Source organism: Mesorhizobium sp. WSM4850 (assembly GCF_055811735.1).
Genome location: NZ_JBVVPV010000015.1, coordinates 14,895 through 32,370 on the forward strand (window position 1 = coordinate 14,895; position 17,476 = coordinate 32,370).

The 17,476-nt window shown below is 61.2% G+C and carries 20 protein-coding genes and 1 pseudogene; 18 read left to right on the top strand and 3 right to left on the bottom strand.

Translation table 11 applies throughout. From position 1 onward, the window contains the following. The first annotated feature begins 27 nt into the window (after positions 1-27). Entirely contained in the window at positions 28-657 is a 630-nt protein-coding gene (locus AC0L2Z_RS16420; RefSeq protein ID WP_473479450.1) for an acyl-homoserine-lactone synthase, read from the top strand. 977 nt (positions 658-1,634) lie between these two features. Here the strand turns inward: AC0L2Z_RS16420 and AC0L2Z_RS16425 are convergent. Next, positions 1,635-2,024, bottom strand: a complete 390-nt coding sequence (locus tag AC0L2Z_RS16425; RefSeq protein ID WP_473628766.1) for a hypothetical protein — start codon at positions 2,022-2,024, stop codon at positions 1,635-1,637. Between the two features lie 493 nt (positions 2,025-2,517). Between AC0L2Z_RS16425 and queC the strand changes: the two genes are divergently transcribed. From queC to AC0L2Z_RS16480, 11 genes and pseudogenes are all read left to right on the top strand, one after another. Further along, positions 2,518-3,216: a 7-cyano-7-deazaguanine synthase QueC gene (gene queC, locus AC0L2Z_RS16430; RefSeq protein WP_473628768.1), complete on the top strand. Its 699-nt coding sequence runs from the start codon at positions 2,518-2,520 to the stop codon at positions 3,214-3,216. Next, positions 3,216-3,572 (top strand): 6-carboxytetrahydropterin synthase QueD, encoded by a 357-nt coding sequence (queD, locus tag AC0L2Z_RS16435; protein ID WP_065010611.1) that lies wholly within the window; start codon positions 3,216-3,218, stop codon positions 3,570-3,572. The genes queC and queD overlap by 1 nt, the downstream gene beginning before the upstream one ends. Next, a complete protein-coding gene (gene queE, locus AC0L2Z_RS16440) occupies positions 3,569-4,303 on the top strand; it encodes a 7-carboxy-7-deazaguanine synthase QueE (protein WP_473628770.1) in 735 nt (244 codons plus the stop codon). Before queD ends, queE begins: the two co-directional genes overlap by 4 nt. Positions 4,304-5,017: 714 nt before the next feature. Continuing rightward, positions 5,018-6,277 (top strand): glycosyltransferase family 9 protein, encoded by a 1,260-nt coding sequence (locus AC0L2Z_RS16445; RefSeq protein WP_473628771.1) that lies wholly within the window; start codon positions 5,018-5,020, stop codon positions 6,275-6,277. Between the two features lie 420 nt (positions 6,278-6,697). Next, positions 6,698-7,693, top strand: coding sequence for a cation:dicarboxylate symporter family transporter (locus AC0L2Z_RS16450; protein ID WP_473479460.1), 996 nt, complete (start codon positions 6,698-6,700; stop codon positions 7,691-7,693). 314 nt (positions 7,694-8,007) lie between these two features. Continuing rightward, on the top strand, positions 8,008-8,724 hold the full coding sequence (locus AC0L2Z_RS16455) for a DsbA family protein (protein ID WP_473479462.1): 717 nt from the start codon (positions 8,008-8,010) through the stop codon (positions 8,722-8,724). Positions 8,725-9,123: 399 nt separating this feature from the next. Next, positions 9,124-10,110, top strand: coding sequence for an ArdC family protein (locus AC0L2Z_RS16460; protein ID WP_473628773.1), 987 nt, complete (start codon positions 9,124-9,126; stop codon positions 10,108-10,110). A gap of 144 nt (positions 10,111-10,254) precedes the next feature. Next, a pseudogene (locus tag AC0L2Z_RS16465) lies at positions 10,255-10,675 on the top strand (DUF2958 domain-containing protein). A gap of 128 nt (positions 10,676-10,803) precedes the next feature. Further along, positions 10,804-11,043 (top strand): hypothetical protein, encoded by a 240-nt coding sequence (locus AC0L2Z_RS16470; protein WP_473628775.1) that lies wholly within the window; start codon positions 10,804-10,806, stop codon positions 11,041-11,043. Positions 11,044-11,082: 39 nt separating this feature from the next. Continuing rightward, on the top strand, positions 11,083-11,217 hold the full coding sequence (locus tag AC0L2Z_RS16475) for a hypothetical protein (RefSeq protein WP_473628777.1): 135 nt from the start codon (positions 11,083-11,085) through the stop codon (positions 11,215-11,217). 8 nt (positions 11,218-11,225) lie between these two features. Further along, positions 11,226-11,615 carry a hypothetical protein gene (locus AC0L2Z_RS16480; protein ID WP_473628779.1) on the top strand — a complete coding sequence of 130 codons (390 nt, stop codon included), beginning with the start codon at positions 11,226-11,228 and terminating at the stop codon, positions 11,613-11,615. 132 nt (positions 11,616-11,747) lie between these two features. Here the strand turns inward: AC0L2Z_RS16480 and AC0L2Z_RS16485 are convergent, their stop codons facing one another. Continuing rightward, a complete protein-coding gene (locus AC0L2Z_RS16485; RefSeq protein WP_473628780.1) occupies positions 11,748-12,056 on the bottom strand; it encodes a hypothetical protein in 309 nt (102 codons plus the stop codon). A 262-nt stretch (positions 12,057-12,318) separates the two neighbouring features. Here AC0L2Z_RS16485 and AC0L2Z_RS16490 point away from each other — a divergent pair, with 262 nt between their 5' ends. The 5 genes from AC0L2Z_RS16490 (at position 12,319) to rlxS (ending at position 16,482) form a co-directional block, all read left to right on the top strand. Then, a complete protein-coding gene (locus tag AC0L2Z_RS16490) occupies positions 12,319-12,642 on the top strand; it encodes a DUF736 domain-containing protein (protein ID WP_065010508.1) in 324 nt (107 codons plus the stop codon). Between the two features lie 176 nt (positions 12,643-12,818). Next, positions 12,819-13,088 carry a helix-turn-helix transcriptional regulator gene (locus AC0L2Z_RS16495; protein ID WP_473479475.1) on the top strand — a complete coding sequence of 90 codons (270 nt, stop codon included), beginning with the start codon at positions 12,819-12,821 and terminating at the stop codon, positions 13,086-13,088. Then, a complete protein-coding gene (lepB, locus tag AC0L2Z_RS16500; protein WP_473628782.1) occupies positions 13,085-13,633 on the top strand; it encodes a signal peptidase I in 549 nt (182 codons plus the stop codon). The genes AC0L2Z_RS16495 and lepB overlap by 4 nt, the downstream gene beginning before the upstream one ends. Beyond that, complete coding sequence (locus tag AC0L2Z_RS16505; protein WP_473628784.1) at positions 13,621-14,304, top strand: lytic transglycosylase domain-containing protein; 684 nt, start codon at positions 13,621-13,623, stop codon at positions 14,302-14,304. Before lepB ends, AC0L2Z_RS16505 begins: the two co-directional genes overlap by 13 nt. A 207-nt stretch (positions 14,305-14,511) precedes the next feature. Then, positions 14,512-16,482 (top strand): relaxase/mobilization nuclease RlxS, encoded by a 1,971-nt coding sequence (gene rlxS, locus AC0L2Z_RS16510; protein WP_473628786.1) that lies wholly within the window; start codon positions 14,512-14,514, stop codon positions 16,480-16,482. A gap of 148 nt (positions 16,483-16,630) precedes the next feature. Here the strand turns inward: rlxS and AC0L2Z_RS16515 are convergent, their stop codons facing one another. Further along, positions 16,631-17,005 (bottom strand): hypothetical protein, encoded by a 375-nt coding sequence (locus AC0L2Z_RS16515; RefSeq protein WP_473628787.1) that lies wholly within the window; start codon positions 17,003-17,005, stop codon positions 16,631-16,633. Between the two features lie 160 nt (positions 17,006-17,165). Here AC0L2Z_RS16515 and AC0L2Z_RS16520 point away from each other — a divergent pair, with 160 nt between their 5' ends. Further along, positions 17,166-17,417, top strand: a complete 252-nt coding sequence (locus AC0L2Z_RS16520; protein ID WP_473628789.1) for a hypothetical protein — start codon at positions 17,166-17,168, stop codon at positions 17,415-17,417. The last annotated feature ends 59 nt before the right edge of the window (positions 17,418-17,476 follow it).

Consider the following 17,476-nt stretch of genomic DNA (forward strand, 5'->3'; position numbering starts at 1 on the left):
GGAACACATCCTGCACGGAGGCGACAGATGATGCAGCTGATAACACCTGAACTCTACGGCGAGTTTCCAAACGAGCTCAACGAAATGCACGGGCTCAGGCATCGGGTCTTCAAGGAAAGGCTGGATTGGGAAGTTCAGACCGAAAGCGAGATGGAAACAGACGCATTTGACAGCCTGAACCCCGTCTATCTGCTTCTCAAGGGATCCGACTGGCGAATTTGCGGTTGCGTTCGTCTTTTACCGACTACCGGACCGACAATGTTGCGCGACACGTTTCCGATGCTGCTGGGTGAGACTGCGGCGCCCGCGAGTGCCCGCATTTGGGAGAGCAGTCGTTTCGCACTCGATCTCCCTCCATCAGCGCCTAAGTCCGGCGGACTGGCGCAAGCAACATACGAGCTCTTCGCCGGCATGATCGAATTCGGCTTGGCGAATAATCTCACTCGGATTGTGACAGTGACCGATACGCGCATGGAACGGATCCTGCGTCTCGCAACGTGGCCGTTGACGCGCATCGGACAGCCGAAGCCGGTTGGTAACACGGAGGCGGTCGCCGGTTTTCTCGAGATTTCCCACGCTAGCCTCAAGCGCATCCGCTGGAGGGGACGTCTGAACGGACCTGTATTATGGCAACCGGTTCTCGGCCTGCCGGCCTAGCGCTTGACGATGCTCAGCCTGACCAATGCTCCTGCCCGCGGGCGCTCCGTACGGTTGATATGCTGGCCGGACGGCGTAGTGCGAAGCTTACGACTATTCCGGTCGATTCCCCCGCACGACCTGGGCCCAGGAAGTTTTTAGGTGCAATCCGCAATTCCGGCGTTACCACGCCAAATGGCGCGCCCCGCCGCAGACACCCGAGTTTTTGGAGCCGTAAAAGCCCGGATTTCTTTACGCCGCAAAAAAGCAGCAACCCCGGAATCGTTCACAGAGCAGCCAAGGCCTGCACCGCTGGACGATTGCTCCTCTCAGCGGTGCCTTCTGGTACCAAAAAAGCCCCGGCGCTGGGTCGATGCGCCGGGGCTTTGGGCACGTACGAGCTACACCAACATGTCCGCTTATGAACGTGCGCTAATAAAATGAACGAATGGTGAATCGCGCAATAGCTCGCCGAACGTGGTTCGTATTCATGCTCCCATGTAAGAAGTGTTGCAGTTGTGTGTGTGTGTCAAGTTCTGCAAAATGGCGTGGCATTCAGCGGTGACGTTGGCGTGGCCGCCGCGCAGCCCCTGTGTTTAGCGGAGCGGCGGACATGGCGGGCCGCGTCTCAGGCGGCCAATGCCCTCAGGTTCTCTTTCTTGTGCTCGCGCAGATGATCCATGTTGAGGTAGCGGGTCGCCTCAAGCCAGTTCTCGTGGATCTCCACTGATTGCGCGCTTTTCCTGCTCAATTAACTGCAGAAGCGCGGCGTAACCGCCAAGCAGGCGCACCGGCGGAATATTTTCGCGCAATCCTGTAACGTGAAGGAGAAGGTAACTAAGGAGCGCGGCTCCTGCGCGTGAGGTATATCCGAACGTGTGCAGCAGATCGTCGCGCTCTCCCCGGACACATCCGCGCGTCACGGAACCTCGGTGGCCGGCCGCTCGGACGCGCAGGCGGATCCGGATCCAGAAATCCACAGATGCATTCCGGTCATGCTAGCTGCCAAGCATATGACCGGCATTTCGCAAAGCGCCTAGGAAGAGACCGGCATGGACGGTGACATCGATCTTGGCCTGCATTGACAGGGGCATGCTGGCCCAGTTCTCCAATGGCGAAATGAAATGTGAGAAAGTGCCATTGACCATGCAAGAGCGGGTAACAAGGCCTTGTCTGTCCAACGCGACCACGCCCGTCTGGTCGGCTCGATATCGGATGGCTGCGATCCGCTGGACCTCCGAGTCACCATCGACCCGCACGTCGAAAACCAGGACACCGTGGCTCCTCGTGGCTATCTCTGCGGCTTTTTGGTTGAAACTTAGGGCGAGTGAGCGGACGCTTTCGACCGCCATCTGGAAAATCGCCAAATCCAGTTCATCCAACGCCATGTAGCTATTGCGCGCAATATAGGAGTGATTGCAACGACGCACACGGCTTGTTCACAGGTGCCGGCTCACGACCAATCCTTCAACTGGTTTTGCCACTCGGCCACCGACGGATTCGTGTTCCAGATCGAACTGATCCTGAAGCGGGGCGCGCGCACTGTCCTTGAACTTGGGCTTCTGCACTCCCGCCGTTAACGAACTCCGTACCTTCCTCGTTACTTCGCCAATTCGCGTGTGGCCTATGCAAGCACCCGTAACGCAGATTTGGACAGGTCAGCTTCTTTCCCAGCAATGCCTCGAGGTCGCTTCGCATCTGTCCTTCTGAGCATATGCTTGGGTTTGGACATCCATGAAAGAGCCCGCTGTTGGCGCCCGGTGCGCCACGGCACGTCAGCGATCAGACTCCACCGGGTTCACAAAGTTGACTCGCTGGGGTAGGGGGACCGCAGAGAAATCTCCGGTCGCAGCCTTACCCGGTCAAAACAAGGATACCACGATGAAGACTCTCGTCATCTGCTCCGGCGGATTGGACTCCGTTGCCCTTGCTCACAGCGTGGCAGCGGAGCACGAGCTCGCCGGCCTCCTGTCTTTCGATTACGGCCAACGGCACAGGAAAGAATTGGGCTTCGCCGCTCTCTGCGCGGAGCGACTGAACACTACGCACCAGATCATCAACATCCCCGAAATCGGCCGCGGCCTTTCCGGCTCAGCGCTCACCGATAATTTCGACGTGCCGGCCGGCCACTACGCCGAAGACACGATGAAGATCACGGTAGTGCCGAACCGGAACGCCATCATGTTGGCAATTGCCTTCGGTCTCGCCACCGCGCGCAAGGCCGAAGCGGTGGCGATGGCCGTCCATGGTGGGGACCATTTCATCTATCCAGATTGCCGTCCGGCCTTCATCGAAGCTTTCCAGATGATGCAAGACCGCGCGCTGGAAGGCTACGCAGAGATTCGCCTTTACACGCCTTACGTCAACCTCACGAAGGGCGACATCGTCCGGGATGGAGCAAGACACGGAACGCCATTTGCGGAGACCTGGTCGTGTTACAAGGGCGGCGAGCGTCACTGCGGACGGTGCGGGACCTGCGTGGAGCGGCGCGAGGCGTTTCATCTCGCGGGGCACGCTGATCCTACCGACTACGAAGACCCTGTCTTCTGGCTCGAGGCGCTGCGGAGGAGAAGCGCCTGATGTTCCGCATCACCAAGGAATTCCACTTCTCGGCCTCGCACCAGCTCACCTCTTTGCCGCCGGATCATCAGTGCGCGCGCCTGCACGGGCATAACTACATCGTCGAAGTGGAACTTTCGGCGAAGGACCTGGACGCGCACGGCTTCGTGCGCGATTATCACGATCTGGCGCCGCTCAAACGCTATATCGACGAGAGCCTCGACCATCGGCACCTCAACGAGGTGCTGGGACATGAGCAAGTCACGGCGGAATACTTGGCCAGACATTTCTATGAATGGTGCAAGGCACGTCTGCCGGAAACCGCGGCAGTGCGGGTGAGCGAAACCCCGAAAACCTGGGCGGAATACCGGCCGTGACGGACACGTGTCCCGCAATCCGTGTGAGCGAGATATTTGGGCCCACGATCCAGGGCGAGGGAGTGCTCATCGGTTTGCCTACAGTCTTCATCAGAACCGGCGGGTGTGACTACCGGTGCTCCTGGTGCGACAGCCTCCATGCGGTGGACAGTCAATTCCGCCACGAATGGGAGATGATGCCAATCGATGCGGTGTGGCAAAGCGTCGTTGGGCTTTCCGGTGGCCGGCCAGTGATGGTGTCGCTGTCAGGCGGTAATCCGGCCATTCAGCCCTTCGGTGCGCTGATCGAGCGAGGCCATGGTGAAGGTTACCGTTTTGCGCTGGAAACCCAGGGTTCGGTGGTCAGTGACTGGTTTGCGGATCTTGATGTGCTGGTTCTCAGCCCAAAGCCGCCGTCAAGCGAAATGAGGACCGATTGGGCTGCATTCCAGGCGTGCATAGAAGCGGCGCAGCAGAAGCCGCAAATCGTGCTCAAGCTCGTTGTTTTCGACGAGAATGACTACGCCTACGCCAAAGACGCCGCGGCGCGATTTCCGCACCTTCCGGTCTATCTGCAACCCGGCAATCACACGCCACCGCGCCCTGGCAGTGAAGACGCACCTGTCGACCTGGACGGAATAATAAAACGCATGGAGTGGCTTGTGGAAAAGGTGACACACGACAGGTGGTTCGAAGCACGCGTGTTGCCGCAGTTGCACGTTTTGCTCTGGGGAAACAGGAGAGGCGTCTAGTCGCGCCTGTGCGGGAAATGCGCCGCCATTTGGCGGCGCTGCCGGGTACTTCCTGAGGTGCTCGATGCCGAGAGGGTGCTGGGCGCTTCGAAAGTGAGCGCGCACCGGAGCGGCTAGCTACCGCTACGCTGTATTGTGGCCGCAACCTTTGGCAGCCATCCATCCATGGCGTGGATGGGCTTCATCGAAACAAACGATTTTCTCAACCTTCCGGAATCTCGCATTGACCTCAGCACCGGACACGCATCGACCGTCCCTGCCTCTGTCGCGTGAAAAGGAACCCGAAAGGGGAAAATCTTTGCATGAGCTCAGACGTGCGCTGGAAATTGTCCTGGGAATGAGTTGCAGCAGGCCGACGATTTCGAATTGTCCGACCTCTCTTTGTTAGCGGAGTCTTTCCCCTCTCAGAACCGTTGAACGGCCGGCGTCACCTAGGCCTAACTCATTCAGGCCAGTCCGCACCTGCCTCTTCCCGCAAAGAAATTCGACAGCCCATCTTTGCGCCCGTCATTGCCGTCGCTGGTCGGCAAAGCTTCCGGACTGACCGGGGCTGACGCCGGAACTCCTCTTTCACTCGCAGCCGCGAACACTGCAAACCACCAGTCTTCTCAGAGTCGTTTGCCGCGTTAATTTGTCAACGCGGATAAGACTGGAAGCAATACAACCTACACAGACTAGGCAAGCAATGTTGTACGTATAACCTTCGGAATGGCAATGGGATACTTTACAAAGCGCGACACCAATCAAATTATATACCGCAGCTGGGAGGAGTCGGAACAGTCAAGCGCCAAGATGAGAATTTTGGCGCTTAAGCTTGATCGTGTCGGGGACTTTTGGATGTCTCTAGCGCCCCTGATGGACCTGCGTCAGCGCTTTGCGCAAGCCCACATTACGCTGGTGGTCGGAAGCTGGAACATCGACACTGCAAAACAGTTCAACCTCGCCGACGATTACGTTGCTTTTGACTTCTTTCCTCGCAACCCGAAGGTCGATACCCGCAAGAAAGCGGCCGACATACGGCCGCTGCTGACCGGCGAGTTTGATCTTGCCATTGATATGCGTGTCCCGGATGAGACACGGCCCATTTTGCTCGAAGTCCCCGCCAGGCATCGTGCGGCGATAGTTGATCCTTACGGAATGCATCAGATCGATATTGCGATAGCGCCATTCGATCTGAAATTGCGCAGAACCATCTTCTACAAGCTGGCCCAAAAAATAGGGATCGCCGACAAATTCCCTCGCACATGGCTTGATTGGTTCGTTGACCGTAAGCAGGTACGTCTCCAGCATGTGTCGGAAATCCTCCTCTTTCTGGTCGCAAAGGCAGCGGCCTGTTTCGACGCAGAAAGTGAAGCGGGCCGCCGACAGAGTTCGACAGAAGGCAAGTCCCCGATTGTCGTGGCTCCGTTTTCGAATTCCAGCCTGCGCGATTGGCCGATCGAAAACTTTGGCAAACTTGTCGCTGCTCTTTCTACCCGTAGTGAGGTGATCCTCGTCGGCCGTGGCGAAAGCCGGGAAGCGCTTGAGGAGGTCGCGATGACAGCTCGCGACCGTGGGGCCGCGGAGATTCGAACGGCTGTCGACTTGTCAGAATTGGAATTCAATCATCTCATGAATTCGGCCGCGCTCGTGGTGTCGAACAATTCAGGCACTGGGCATGTCGCTGCCCAGCTTGGCCGCCCTACTGTCGGAATTTTCACCGCGTCACATCTACCGGAAATTTGGGGTTTCCGTGGTCCCCTGGTCAGCATGCTTATGAGCGTTATTGAATGTCGGGGATGTGGTCTGGACAAAGTGCGGCGCTGTCCGGTCAAAGTCCGCTGCAAGTTCGACATCACGCCCGATCTGGTGATTGCCGAGGTAGACGCCTTGATGAATTATTGTAAGGGGCGGGACAAACTTATTGTGGCTCGCGGGCGGTGCGGCCAGAACGACGATCGCGCGCGAAGAGGCAGCTCAGGGCCCATGCCGTAACCCGGCCGGTCGATTACTCCATCTGTGGAGCGCCAGACTGTACGGATCGCGGTAGCGATCCCCTGTCGACAGCGGTGTTTGATATCCGACAAGCTCAGCCGACTGGGCGATGGCTTGGACATAGCCATAGCCAGATGTCGACCATCTAGATCCCGATCGCAGCCACCAAGGCAAACAGGTTGCCTCGACGACCTTTCGGCCGCTGCCAGGCCGCATGTCCGCCGACGGTCTGCCCTTGTTTTTAAGAGGGCACGCGGCTGCGGCGAATGCGGCACTGCGTGAGAGGTCCTGCGCGTTATCGCGCCGCCGCTGCTTGGCACGGCACTTGCGCCCGAGATGGCAGCAGCGTTCGACCGGAGCGCCGCCATGAGAGGCCTTGAAGCAGGAAGAGCCCGACCCGATCCGGCAGGGAGAGAAACGGTGTTAGCTCCACAAGTCCACAGCGCGAACGCCGGGCCTCGTAAGCCCCATATTGCGCGGCTTTACGTTCAGGTGCTTGCCGCCGTCGCCCTTGGCGTCGCTGTTGGCTTTTTCTATCCGGCGACCGGAGAGGCTCTGAAGCCGCTCGGCGATGCTTTCATCAGGCTCGTGAAGATCATCATCGCGCCTGTCATCTTCCTGACAATTGCGACCGGCATCGGCGGCATGAACGATCTCAAGAAGGTCGGCCGGGTCGCCGGCAAGGCAATGATCTATTTCCTCACCTTCTCGAGCCTCGCATTGATTGTCGGTCTCATTGTCGCAAATGTCGTTCAGCCAGGTGCCGGCGTCAACATCGATCCAGCCTCGCTCGATGCTCAGGCCGTGAAGGGCTATGCCGCCAAGGTCCACGAGCAGTTCGTGACCGGCTTGCTGATGCCGTCAATCGTTGGTGCCTTCGCCGAAGGCGATATCCTGCAGGTCCTGTTCTTCTCGGTGCTGTTCGGCATCGCCCTGGCGATGGTCGGCGACACGGGCAAGCCTGTGCTTTCTTTGCTTCAGGCGCTCCTCGCGCCGGTGTTCAAGCTGGTCGGCATTCTGATGAGGGCCGCGCCCGTCGAAGGGTCGAGCGCCAGGCGTTCGGTCGTGAGCCTCGGCATCCCGGCCGGATATTCATTCAATCTGCACGGCACCAATATCTACATGACGCTGGCCCCCCTCTTCCTCGCCCAGGCGACGAACACGGATCTGTCGATCGGCTGTCGGATCCTGCTGCTGTTCGTCGCCTTGCTCTCTTCGAAGGGAACAACTCGCATTACCGGTGCGGGCCTCCTCACGTTGGCTGCGGCGCTCTTTGTCGTTCCGACCGCCCCAGCTGCCGGCGCGACGCTTATTCTTCGCGTCGACCACTTTGTGTCGGAGTGCCGTGTGCTGACCATTTTTCTCGGCAACGCAGTGGGAAGGCTCGTTGTCGCCCGGAGCAGGCGAGCCGGATGATGGACGATTGGCAAAGGCTCTCACGAGCGGGTGCTTCGGCGCTCGGGCGTTCGTTGAAGGGCAGATCGCCCGGCGTGATGACCGGTGGTCTCGGCTGGCAACTCGCGAACGCCGCTCAGCTATTGCAGTCAGCCCATTGGAGCGAAGCCGTCATAAAGCAACCGCCAGATGGCGCCGGCATCGACATTGTGAGCCTCCCCCACGACTGCCGATACTGCGGGAAGTGCCGGGCAAGCGATCCAAAGCGACGACCAACTTTCACGCCAAAAGGCCAGCCGTTGCTGCCCCGTTAACGGCTGATTGGAGCCCGACCCATGTCAAAGCAAAACGCCGTCCTTGTCGCCGTAATCGGTTTTTTAGTCCTCGCCCTGTCCGTGCTGGGAACGCTAAGGCGACAGCCAGATAGGTTGACGACCTGCAACGGCTCGGAGATGAACGCCTTGCTCGCGGCGGACTTGAGGATACTCATTCCGCAGCATCGCGACGCACTCCTCAACGACCTCGCCTCGCCAGTCGCCGGCAATCCGCAGGGCGACGTCCCCCTGGCCTCATTCCTCGATTACAACTGCCCGCTGTGCAAGGAAATGGACCTCATTCTCCAGCAAGCCCTCAAGCATGATCCCAATCTGAGGATTGTGCGTAAACAGCTCCCGGTCCTGGGACCTGCTTCCGAATTCGCCGCGCGTGCGGCGCTCGCCTCCCACAAACAGGGAAAATATGAGGCGTTTAATCGCGCCCTTTTTGCTTTTCCTGGCTTGGTGAACCAAAGAACCACCCTAGTCATTGCGGCACGTGTCGGCCTCGATGTTGAGCAGCTCAAGCGGGATATGGAAGGCCCAGCCATCACCGAAGCCATCGCACGCGATCGCGCGCTCGCGAATGAGCTGTACATCACCGGCACGCCGGCGTTGGTGGTCGGCGACGAAGTGATAGCCGGGGTGGTAGAGACGGCCGGGCTGCGAAGCTGCATCGCCGATGTGCGCGCAAACGCCAAGGTTCAGTCTTCCACAGCTGCAAAATGGGCATTTTGACCGCATCAACTGCTCTCGGGACCAGAGTCCTGAGCGCCCGCGCGCCTGAAGGCGCGCCCCGGGTGCTCGTGCACCGAGCCCGCTTTTCTTCGACAGGCTCAGGCGGTCTCGGCCATCCGGCTTCGCCCCCCTGACGCCGGCAGCCTGTCGGCTGCTGACGGTCGCCGGCCAGCTGGCCGGCGTCGATTTTGTGGTGGCCTTCCCCGGTGGCGCGCGGTGGGCGGCACTCCCTTCTAGGCCAGCCGCGGCATCCCGCAACCCTCCGCTTGCCGCTCCGGGTCCTCCTCTTCGTTCCGGTCCTTCGGATGCGGTCTGCCTTCTACGGCGGGCCTTTCCGGTCGCTTTCGCCGCCCACCCCGCTTCCCGGGAGGGCGCAATTGGCGAACGGAGGAACAGACAATGCGTGCAAACAACAAGCATTCGGGCAGCCGACAGGCTGGCGCGGGCAAGGGCGGGCGCTCAGTCGCCAGCCTCTATCAGGAGATCACAGACCGCATCGTTGCCGAACTGGAGCGCGGCACCGTGCCATGGGTCAAGCCCTGGGGCAGGGCAAAGGCAGCCCTTGGCCTTCCCAGGAATGCAGCCACCCAGCGCCGCTATTCCGGCATCAATATCCTGATCCTGTGGGGCGCCGTCATCGAGCGCTCATACCCCAGCCAGAACTGGCTCACCTTCCGGCAGGCGCTTGCCCTTGGCGGCAATGTCAGGAAGGGCGAACACGGCACCACCATCGTGCATGCCGATCGCTTTGTCCCAAAGGACGAGAAGGAACGGGCCAAGGCCGATGGCGATGAGCCGCAGGCCGTGCCTTTTTTGAAGCGCTTCACCGTCTTCAATGTCGCGCAGTGCGATAACCTGCCCGAACATCTCTATGCCGCCGCCGAACCGCTGCCCGCGCGCCAGATCGTCCCGCAAGCCGAGGCGCTCATTCATGCAAGTGGTGCTGATTTCCGTATCGGTGGCGATCGCGCCTTCTACATGCCCGGCAGCGACACCATCCAGGTGCCGCCACAGCCGGCTTTCTTCCACCAGATCGACTACTACCGGACCTGCTTTCATGAACTTGGCCACTGGACCGGCCACCCGACGCGGCTTGCGCGCGACCTCTCCGGCTCGTTCGGTTCCAAGCCCTATGCGCGCGAGGAACTGGTCGCCGAAATCGCAGCGGCTTTCGTCTGCAGCAGTCTCGGCATTGAGCCGACGGTGCGCCACGCCGACTATATCGGCTCATGGCTGAAGGTGCTGCGCGAGGACAATCGCGCCATTTTCCGTGCCGCCAGCCATGCCTCGAAAGCCGCCGATTTCCTGCTTGGCCTCAATGCCGACGTCGAAAGCGAGGCGCATGCCGAGATCGAAGGTGAGGCGAATGCCGAGATCGCCGCGTGAGCGCGCTCCATCGCCATGCGCGACCGCCTTGCGCTTCTGACGGCGCGCCGATGCGCGCCCGCGCGCGGCGCACCAGCCGCTCGTATCCGCCTGTTTCAAAAAGCCGCACTCAATCAGCCCGAACCGTCTTGAAGGAATTCCGCAATGATCCTGATCACCGATGAACTGCGCGCCCGGCTCCTCGCCAACGGCGCTGCCGACACCGAAACCGACCACGCACCGGTCGTTGAAACTGTTCGATCCGGCCGGTCCTGCGATCTGGCTTCTTACCGAACTCGATGCAGACGACGACACGCTGTTCGGCCTTTGCGACCTCGGCTTCGGCTTTCCTGAACTCGGCAGCGTCAGCCTTGCCGAACTCGAATCCATCAAGGGTCCGCTCGGACTGGGCATCGAGCGCGACCTTTATTTCATAGCGCGTTGTCCGCTGTCCGTTTATGCGGAGGCCGCGCGCAGCGCCGGCCAGATCACCGAAGCCGAGCGGCTTCTGCGGGAGGCAGCGGAAGCACTCGCCAAATCCCATTCCGAGCTTCCGCCAGACGCGGCGGAGCCAGAGCGCCGCTAGGCGCAAACCCGTCCCCGCCGCATCGGCCTTCGGTCTCCCCGGCGGGGACAATCGCACCCCAAACGAAGGATAAAGACACGAAACTTGCCCATATTCCGCTCGACCGACTGAATATTTCCGCCCTCAACATGCGCCACGGAAAACGCGCGCCCGACCTGTCCGACATTCTGCCGTCCGTCCGCGCGCGCGGCGTCCTCGTGCCGCTTCTGGCGCGGCCCAACGGCTCGCCGGAAAGCTTCGAGATCGTCGCCGGACGGCGCGCTATTTCGCCGCAAAATCGCTCGCCGACGAGCGAGGTAAAGCCGATCCCTTGCCCTGCGCCATCATGGAGGCTGGCGAGGACGCCGATGCCCTCGAAGCCTCGTTGATCGAGAACGTGCCCGCCTCGACTCCGACGAAGTGTCGCAATGGGAGACGTTCTCACGGCTGATCAGAGAGGCGTGCGCTTGGGGCTGCTCGACCATCCGAGCGAAGCACTTCGCCTGATGGTGGCGCATGCGATAGCCGGTTCCGGCCTGTGGCAGGTTCGCCGCGAACCGTAGCGCGCTACGTGGCCGCAAGCCTCGCCGGAAGCAGGGCGGAAGCCGCGTTCGCCGAAAAACGGCGCGAGGTCTTGGCGCTGCTTGGGCAACCGGATGAGGATGGCACAATCGCTGGCGGCAATGGCGACGACCTCGGCACGGCAAGCATCTTCGCGCGGCTCCTGGCGCTCCGCGACGATCATGTCGTGCGCGTTCTCAGCATCGTCATGGCCGAGACACTTGAAGCCGGCAGCGCCGTCATCGAGGCGCTCGGCAAGCATCTGAATGTCGACATCGGCGCTTGCTGGCAACCGGACGACGCATTCTCGATTTGTTGCGCGACAAGGAAATTGCCAATTCCATACTTGCCGAAGTCGGCGGCAAACATGTCGCGGACGGCAATGTCGCCGAAAAGGTGAAGACGCAAAAGAAGATCATCCGCGACTTTCTTTCGGGCGATAACGCCGCAGACAAGTCGAGACCTGGCTGCCGTGCTGGATGAAATTCCCGGTCGAAAGCTACACTGATTGAGGCGGCTTCCGCACCGCCGATCAATGGGCACGGGTCAGGTCGCTGTTCGTCTGCGAATAGCCTGTCACGGCCGGCCGCGGCTTCTCGGCAGCCGCCCTTCGGCAATGTACCCCGGTCGCAGTGGCTGCATGTTCGAGCTTCCTTTGCCCCGCATCGCGCACCAAAACCAGGCCGGCAAACTCCTGATCCCCATGGATCGGTCCGCCCGCCCGATGCCTGATCTGCGCCCAACCTACGGTCACGATCTCGATCGGCGTGGGCACCTTATCAGCCGCAGGCCTTGTAAATTCCCGCCCCTCCTGCCTGGCTGTAGCGACCGCGTTTCCCATGCTCTCCTGCTCTCTTCAAGGACCATCCCCTGCGGCTGGCTTGTGACCTATGGGCGGATCCGGCCGCCCGAAACCCTCGCCGATCAGCTTTTTTCCCCGCCGCCTGCGGCGGCTTCCTCGCGCCGCTTCGCTTCAAAAAAGCTGCCCGCTCGGGTCCTCCGCTATCGCTTCGGCCCTGTCGGGTTCAGGCGGTCCGGACGCGCCCATTACGGTCCGCCATCGCAGGGGATGGTCCCCGGCGACAGCAAAAGGAGACTTCGAAATGACTGCGATCGGTTACGTCAACAAGCAGGAAAACGGCGGCTACAAGGGCCAGCTCAAGACGCTCAGCGTCCGCGCCGACATCGACATCGTCCCCAACCAGGCCAAGAGCGCCGACAACCATCCCGACTTCCGGGTGCTGACGCAAGGGGTCGAAGTTGGCGCCGGCTGGATCCGCACCGGCGAAACCTCCGGCAAGGACTATGTGAGCCTGTCGATTGCGGCGCCGGAGTTCGGACCGCGCAAGCTCTACGCCAATCTCGGCCGCGCCGCCGGCCAGGACGATGACGACACCTACGCCATCATCTGGAACCCGGCCGACTGATCGGCCGACCCGAGCCTCGCGCCCCAGCCGGCGCGGGGCTCATTCCCAGGCGCTCCAGCCAAACCCGTCCGCCCGAAAAGGCGGCGAAAACTCTCCCCGGACTCTTCGCCCGTCCCGGAGGCGATCTCGCTCGCCCATCCTCGCCTTCGCTTGTCCGGAGCGAAACGAGGATCACCATGGACGACGAAAACGAACGCGCGGCCCGCGCCAAAAAGGGCAGTCCCTTTCTCAGCACAGCCCAAGCAGCCTTCTATATCGGGCTCTCCCAGCGCACCCTGGAAAAGATGCGGCTCACGGGCGGCGGCCCGAAATTCCGCAAGCACGGCCGCTATGTCCGCTACCACATCGACGAACTCGATGGATGGTCGAAAGGACACCCGCAGTACGCCGGTAACGAGGGTGGTGAGGCCGGTTCCGGCCAAGCCGGCCAGGGAGGCCGAGCATGAGTCGGCGCCCTTCCATCCGTCTGATCGGCAGCCGCCTGCGGCGCCTCCAGGCACGCAAAACCATCGCCGCTGCCGTGATTGGACTGACCGTGATCGGCTTCGCCGGCACCGTCAAACCAAGGCCCTGGCTGGTCTGGAACGCCTCTGCCAGCGCGCCCGTCGGCCTCTATCGCCTCGGGTTTGCAGCACCGGCTCGGGGCGATCTGGTGCTCGTCCGCCCGCCAGAATCGCTCGCCGAACTCGCCGCCGAACGCGGCTATCTGCCCCCCAACGTGCCACTGGTAAAACGTCTTGCCGCGGTTCCGGGTGACGATGTCTGCGCCTTCAATGACGCGATCATCATCGAAGGCGAGATCGTCGCGCGACGGCTGGCGAAGGATACCAGAGGCCGCCCGCTGCCATGGTGGAACGGGTGCCGCACGCTCGCCGACAACGAAATCTTCCTGCTCGGCAGCGACGATATTCGGTCATTCGACAGCCGCTATTTCGGGCCGGTGCCGCGCGCAAATGTCATTGGGAGGCTCGTGCCGCTATGGACCGAGTGACCCTGCTGATGTTCGGCATGATCGCCTTTGCGCCAGGCGCCTGTTCCGCCTCGACCGGCGCTGAGCCGGTCGCCATCTCCCAAATTCCGCAGCTTCAAAGGTGGCACGAGTTCACAGGCGAAGCAAGCAGACGCTTCCGTATTCCTCAGGCCTGGATTTACGCCGTCATGGATGCAGAAAGCGGCGGCAAGACCATGCTCGACGGCCTCCCAATTACCTCACGCGCGGGCGCAATGGGCCTCATGCAGGTGATGCCGGAAACGTATGAGGACATGCGTGCCAAATACGGTCTGGGAGCCGATCCGCACGATCCGCGTGACAATATTCTCGCCGGAACCGCCTATCTCAGCGCCATGTTTGACCGCTTCGGATTCCCCGGCCTGTTTGCCGCCTATAACGCAGGACCCGAGCGCTACGAAGAGCATTTGAAGCGTGGGAAGCCGCTGCCCAAGGAGACAGCTGCCTATCTTAAACAGCTCAGGGGGAAGGGGACTTCGGCGGACGACATTGATCAATTCGAAGGGGACTCCAAGGCGCCAAACAGCCAAAACGCTCCCTCCGGCCGCTCGCTCTTCTTCCTTCGTAACGGCGTTCGCGCCGGCGAAGCGAAAGGCGATCTCTTTGTGCCGCTGCGCGTCGATCGCGCTCGGACGAAACCGAATGGCGGGTGACTCGGCGAGCGGGCGGTTTTGCGGGGCGGGAAGGGCGGGTGCGGAAGCCGGAAAGCGGAAGGGCGGCGTAAGGCAAGATAAAGGCATTGCCTCCAGGAGGCGGCGAAGTCTTTGTCTGCACATCGTTTTTCCTGGAGGCTGCTGGCAGAGCCGGGAGTGTGGGACACGCAAGTATCTGACACTGCTTGAGATTTCTGGGAGGCCACGATGCAGGATGACGAATTCAGGCCGAAGCTCGGCAGAATAGGCTCGCGCGGCTCGAAGGCAGGCAAACGCTTCGCCAGCCAGGTCCAGGCGGCGATCAACAGAGCCGGCGGCCGGCCCCAGCGCGGCGGCCGCTTTAACGGCAGCCGGGCAGGGCGCGGCGGAGCGGCCGCCGCGCTGCTGAACTCACGCGACAGGTATGCTGCCTTCCGGCAGCGGCGGGTGGTGGTCAAGGCGCGCGTCGTCAAGCTGGCCGGCAAAGGCCAGGGTGGGGCGCTTGCGCATCTGCGCTACATCCAACGCGACGGCGTTACCCGGGAAGGCGCGCCTGGCGAGCTCTACGGCGCCGACAGTGATCGCGTCGACAGCAAGGCCTTCCTTGATCGTGCCGATGGCGATCGGCATCAATTCCGCTTCATCGTCGCACCCGAAGACGGCATCCAGTATGACGACCTGAAGCTACTCACGCGCCGGCTCATGGCGCAGATGGAGGAGGATCTCGGCACGAAGCTCGACTGGGTTGCCGTCGATCATTTCAACACCGGCCACCCGCACACCCATATCATCGTCCGTGGCAAGGACGACCGCGGCGAGAACCTCGTCATTGCGCGGGAATATATCTCAAGCGGAATCCGCGAACGGACCGCCGAGCTGGTCAGCCTCGATCTCGGTCCACGAACCGATCGCGAGATCGAGCACCGCCTGCGGCAGGAAATGGAGCAGGAGCGCTTCACCAGCATCGACCGGCAGCTGCTCAGCATGCGCGACAGCGATGGACTGGTTTCTCCGGTCGGCCGCGACGCCTTTCGACAGACCCTGCACCAGGGCCGCCTGCGCAAACTCGGACGGATGGGTCTGGCCGAGGAGATCAGCTCCGGCCGCTGGCGCCTCGACGATGAGCTCGAAGCGACACTGCAGCGCATCGGCGAGCGCGGTGACATAATCAAGACGATGCACCGAGACATTGCGGGTAAAGGACTATCCCGAAGTGCAGCCGACTGTGTGATCCACGATCAATCCGGGCAGCTCGCGCAACCTTTCGTTGGCCGCCTTGTGGCGCGCGGGCTTGCCGACGAGATCAACGACCGCCACTACCTCATAGTGGATGGGGTGGACGGGAAAAGCCACTACATCGATGTCGGCAAAGGCGAGGCCACCGAACCGACGCCCGACGGCTGCATCGTCCGTGTCACGCCGAGAAACACCGGGCCGAGGCAGGTTGACCGCACCGTCGCCGAGATCGCTGCCGTCCACGGGGGGCGCTACAATGTTGATATCCACCTGAAGCATGATCCGTCTGCCAGCGAACGCTTCGCCGAAACCCATGTGCGTCGTCTGGAAGCCATTCGCCGCGGAACCGGCACTGTCAGGCGCGAAGCCGACGGCACATGGATTATCGCGCCGAACCATCTCGACCAAGTCGCCGACTACGAGCGCAAGCGAGCCATGGCTGTGCCTGTTGTCGTCGACAAGCTCTCATCAATGCCGCTGGATCAGCAAATCGGGTTCGACGGTGCCACCTGGATCGACCGGGAAATGGTTTCCGATTCACCGGAGACCCTGCGCAACTCCGGCTTTGGCCATGACGTGCGGGAGGCGCAAGCCCGCAGGCGGCAATGGCTGATTGCTCAGGGTCTCGCGCATGAAGAGCAGGACCGCACCGTCTATCGCGCCAACATGATTTCGATCCTCCGCCAGCGTGAACTGAACCGTGTTGCCGGTCAGCTCTCGGAAGAGCTCGGTCTGTCCTATGCTGAAGTGCGACCCGGAGACCGGGTACAAGGCACTCTCCGCCGCTCAGTTGAGCTCGCCAGCGGCAAATACGCCCTTATCGAGAAATCGCGCGAGTTTGTGCTCGTCCCGTGGCGGCCGGTGCTCGAGCGGCATATCGGCAAAGAGATTTCTGGCATAGTGCAGCGAGACGGTATCTCCTGGAACATCGGTCGGCAAAGGAGTGGGCCTAGCGTTTCATAACTTGTGTGGCAGCCATGCGTGAGTGCGGTGTGCCTTGGACTGGCCCGGCAAGAGTTCGACCAAGGCGCTCCGAGAGCGTGAGTGCCACCAGCTCTGGTAGGTCTATCGGACCAACGACAGCGCGCCCGTGGCCAATTGCGATCCCATTCTAACCAAGATGCTCGGGCTCGCGCCAGATCGCCGTTAAGCTTGCCGGAGCTCGCGCAAACGTCGAGGACATTTGCTGAACCAGCTCGACAAAAAACAAGGGATCGAGCTCCTCCCGGCTGCTGTCGCTGTGGATGCCCTTCCACATGGCATGAGCATAAGGGTATTCCGAGCAACGAGTCCGCCTCCGCTTCAATGGCTCGCGAACAATCTGACGAGGTCGAGCAATTTGGCCATGCGCTTCGAGCATCAGAGTATCGCCGCTTTCCAAGCTGATCGGTGGACGAGGTGAACCGCTATTATGCTCCGAAAAGGCGAGGCTCGTCGCACCGATGGGTGTAACAATGTCGACATCGGCGATAAACGTTACGAGCATCGTCGGCTGTAGGCGAGCATCATGCTTCCGTCCCAATTCGGGAGGGAGCCATGAGCAGCCCCAACACCTCGAAAATTGGCCTCGCCTACTCAAAAGACCGGACCGTGCGCAGCCGATTCATAACCCAGCAACGGCACACAAAAACGAACTGCTGCTGCGCATGTCTCCGGCCGACCCGCAATTGCTCAGCCCACACCTTCACCGCAGCTATCTGCCATTGAGAACGCAACTCGAAACCGCAAACGCTCCTATAGAGGCTGTCTACTTCTTTGAGATGGGGATCGGCCCGGTGGTGGCGAAACTCCGGCCGGAGCTCGACGCCGAAGTTGTCGTCATCGGTTTCGAGGGCATGACCGGCTCGGCGTTGATCATGGGTGTGTCGATAGCTTTTCAAGTAGTCCGACTTTTGTAGCACATCAGCTGTCCGCTTTGGGTTGACGGCGAAGCCCGGATGAAAGCGGAAGAACACCC

Coding starts and splice junctions, on each gene's coding strand:
- AC0L2Z_RS16420 (WP_473479450.1), top strand. CDS start 28: ATGATGCAGCTGATAACACCTGAACTCTACGGCGAGTTTCCAAACGAG.
- AC0L2Z_RS16425 (WP_473628766.1), bottom strand. CDS start 2,024: ATGGCGTTGGATGAACTGGATTTGGCGATTTTCCAGATGGCGGTCGAA.
- queC (WP_473628768.1), top strand. CDS start 2,518: ATGAAGACTCTCGTCATCTGCTCCGGCGGATTGGACTCCGTTGCCCTT.
- queD (WP_065010611.1), top strand. CDS start 3,216: ATGTTCCGCATCACCAAGGAATTCCACTTCTCGGCCTCGCACCAGCTC.
- AC0L2Z_RS16445 (WP_473628771.1), top strand. CDS start 5,018: ATGGGATACTTTACAAAGCGCGACACCAATCAAATTATATACCGCAGC.
- AC0L2Z_RS16455 (WP_473479462.1), top strand. CDS start 8,008: ATGTCAAAGCAAAACGCCGTCCTTGTCGCCGTAATCGGTTTTTTAGTC.
- AC0L2Z_RS16460 (WP_473628773.1), top strand. CDS start 9,124: ATGCGTGCAAACAACAAGCATTCGGGCAGCCGACAGGCTGGCGCGGGC.
- AC0L2Z_RS16470 (WP_473628775.1), top strand. CDS start 10,804: ATGCGCCACGGAAAACGCGCGCCCGACCTGTCCGACATTCTGCCGTCC.
- AC0L2Z_RS16475 (WP_473628777.1), top strand. CDS start 11,083: ATGGGAGACGTTCTCACGGCTGATCAGAGAGGCGTGCGCTTGGGGCTG.
- AC0L2Z_RS16485 (WP_473628780.1), bottom strand. CDS start 12,056: ATGGGAAACGCGGTCGCTACAGCCAGGCAGGAGGGGCGGGAATTTACA.
- AC0L2Z_RS16490 (WP_065010508.1), top strand. CDS start 12,319: ATGACTGCGATCGGTTACGTCAACAAGCAGGAAAACGGCGGCTACAAG.
- AC0L2Z_RS16495 (WP_473479475.1), top strand. CDS start 12,819: ATGGACGACGAAAACGAACGCGCGGCCCGCGCCAAAAAGGGCAGTCCC.
- lepB (WP_473628782.1), top strand. CDS start 13,085: ATGAGTCGGCGCCCTTCCATCCGTCTGATCGGCAGCCGCCTGCGGCGC.
- AC0L2Z_RS16505 (WP_473628784.1), top strand. CDS start 13,621: ATGGACCGAGTGACCCTGCTGATGTTCGGCATGATCGCCTTTGCGCCA.
- rlxS (WP_473628786.1), top strand. CDS start 14,512: ATGCAGGATGACGAATTCAGGCCGAAGCTCGGCAGAATAGGCTCGCGC.
- AC0L2Z_RS16515 (WP_473628787.1), bottom strand. CDS start 17,005: ATGCTCGTAACGTTTATCGCCGATGTCGACATTGTTACACCCATCGGT.
- AC0L2Z_RS16520 (WP_473628789.1), top strand. CDS start 17,166: ATGTCTCCGGCCGACCCGCAATTGCTCAGCCCACACCTTCACCGCAGC.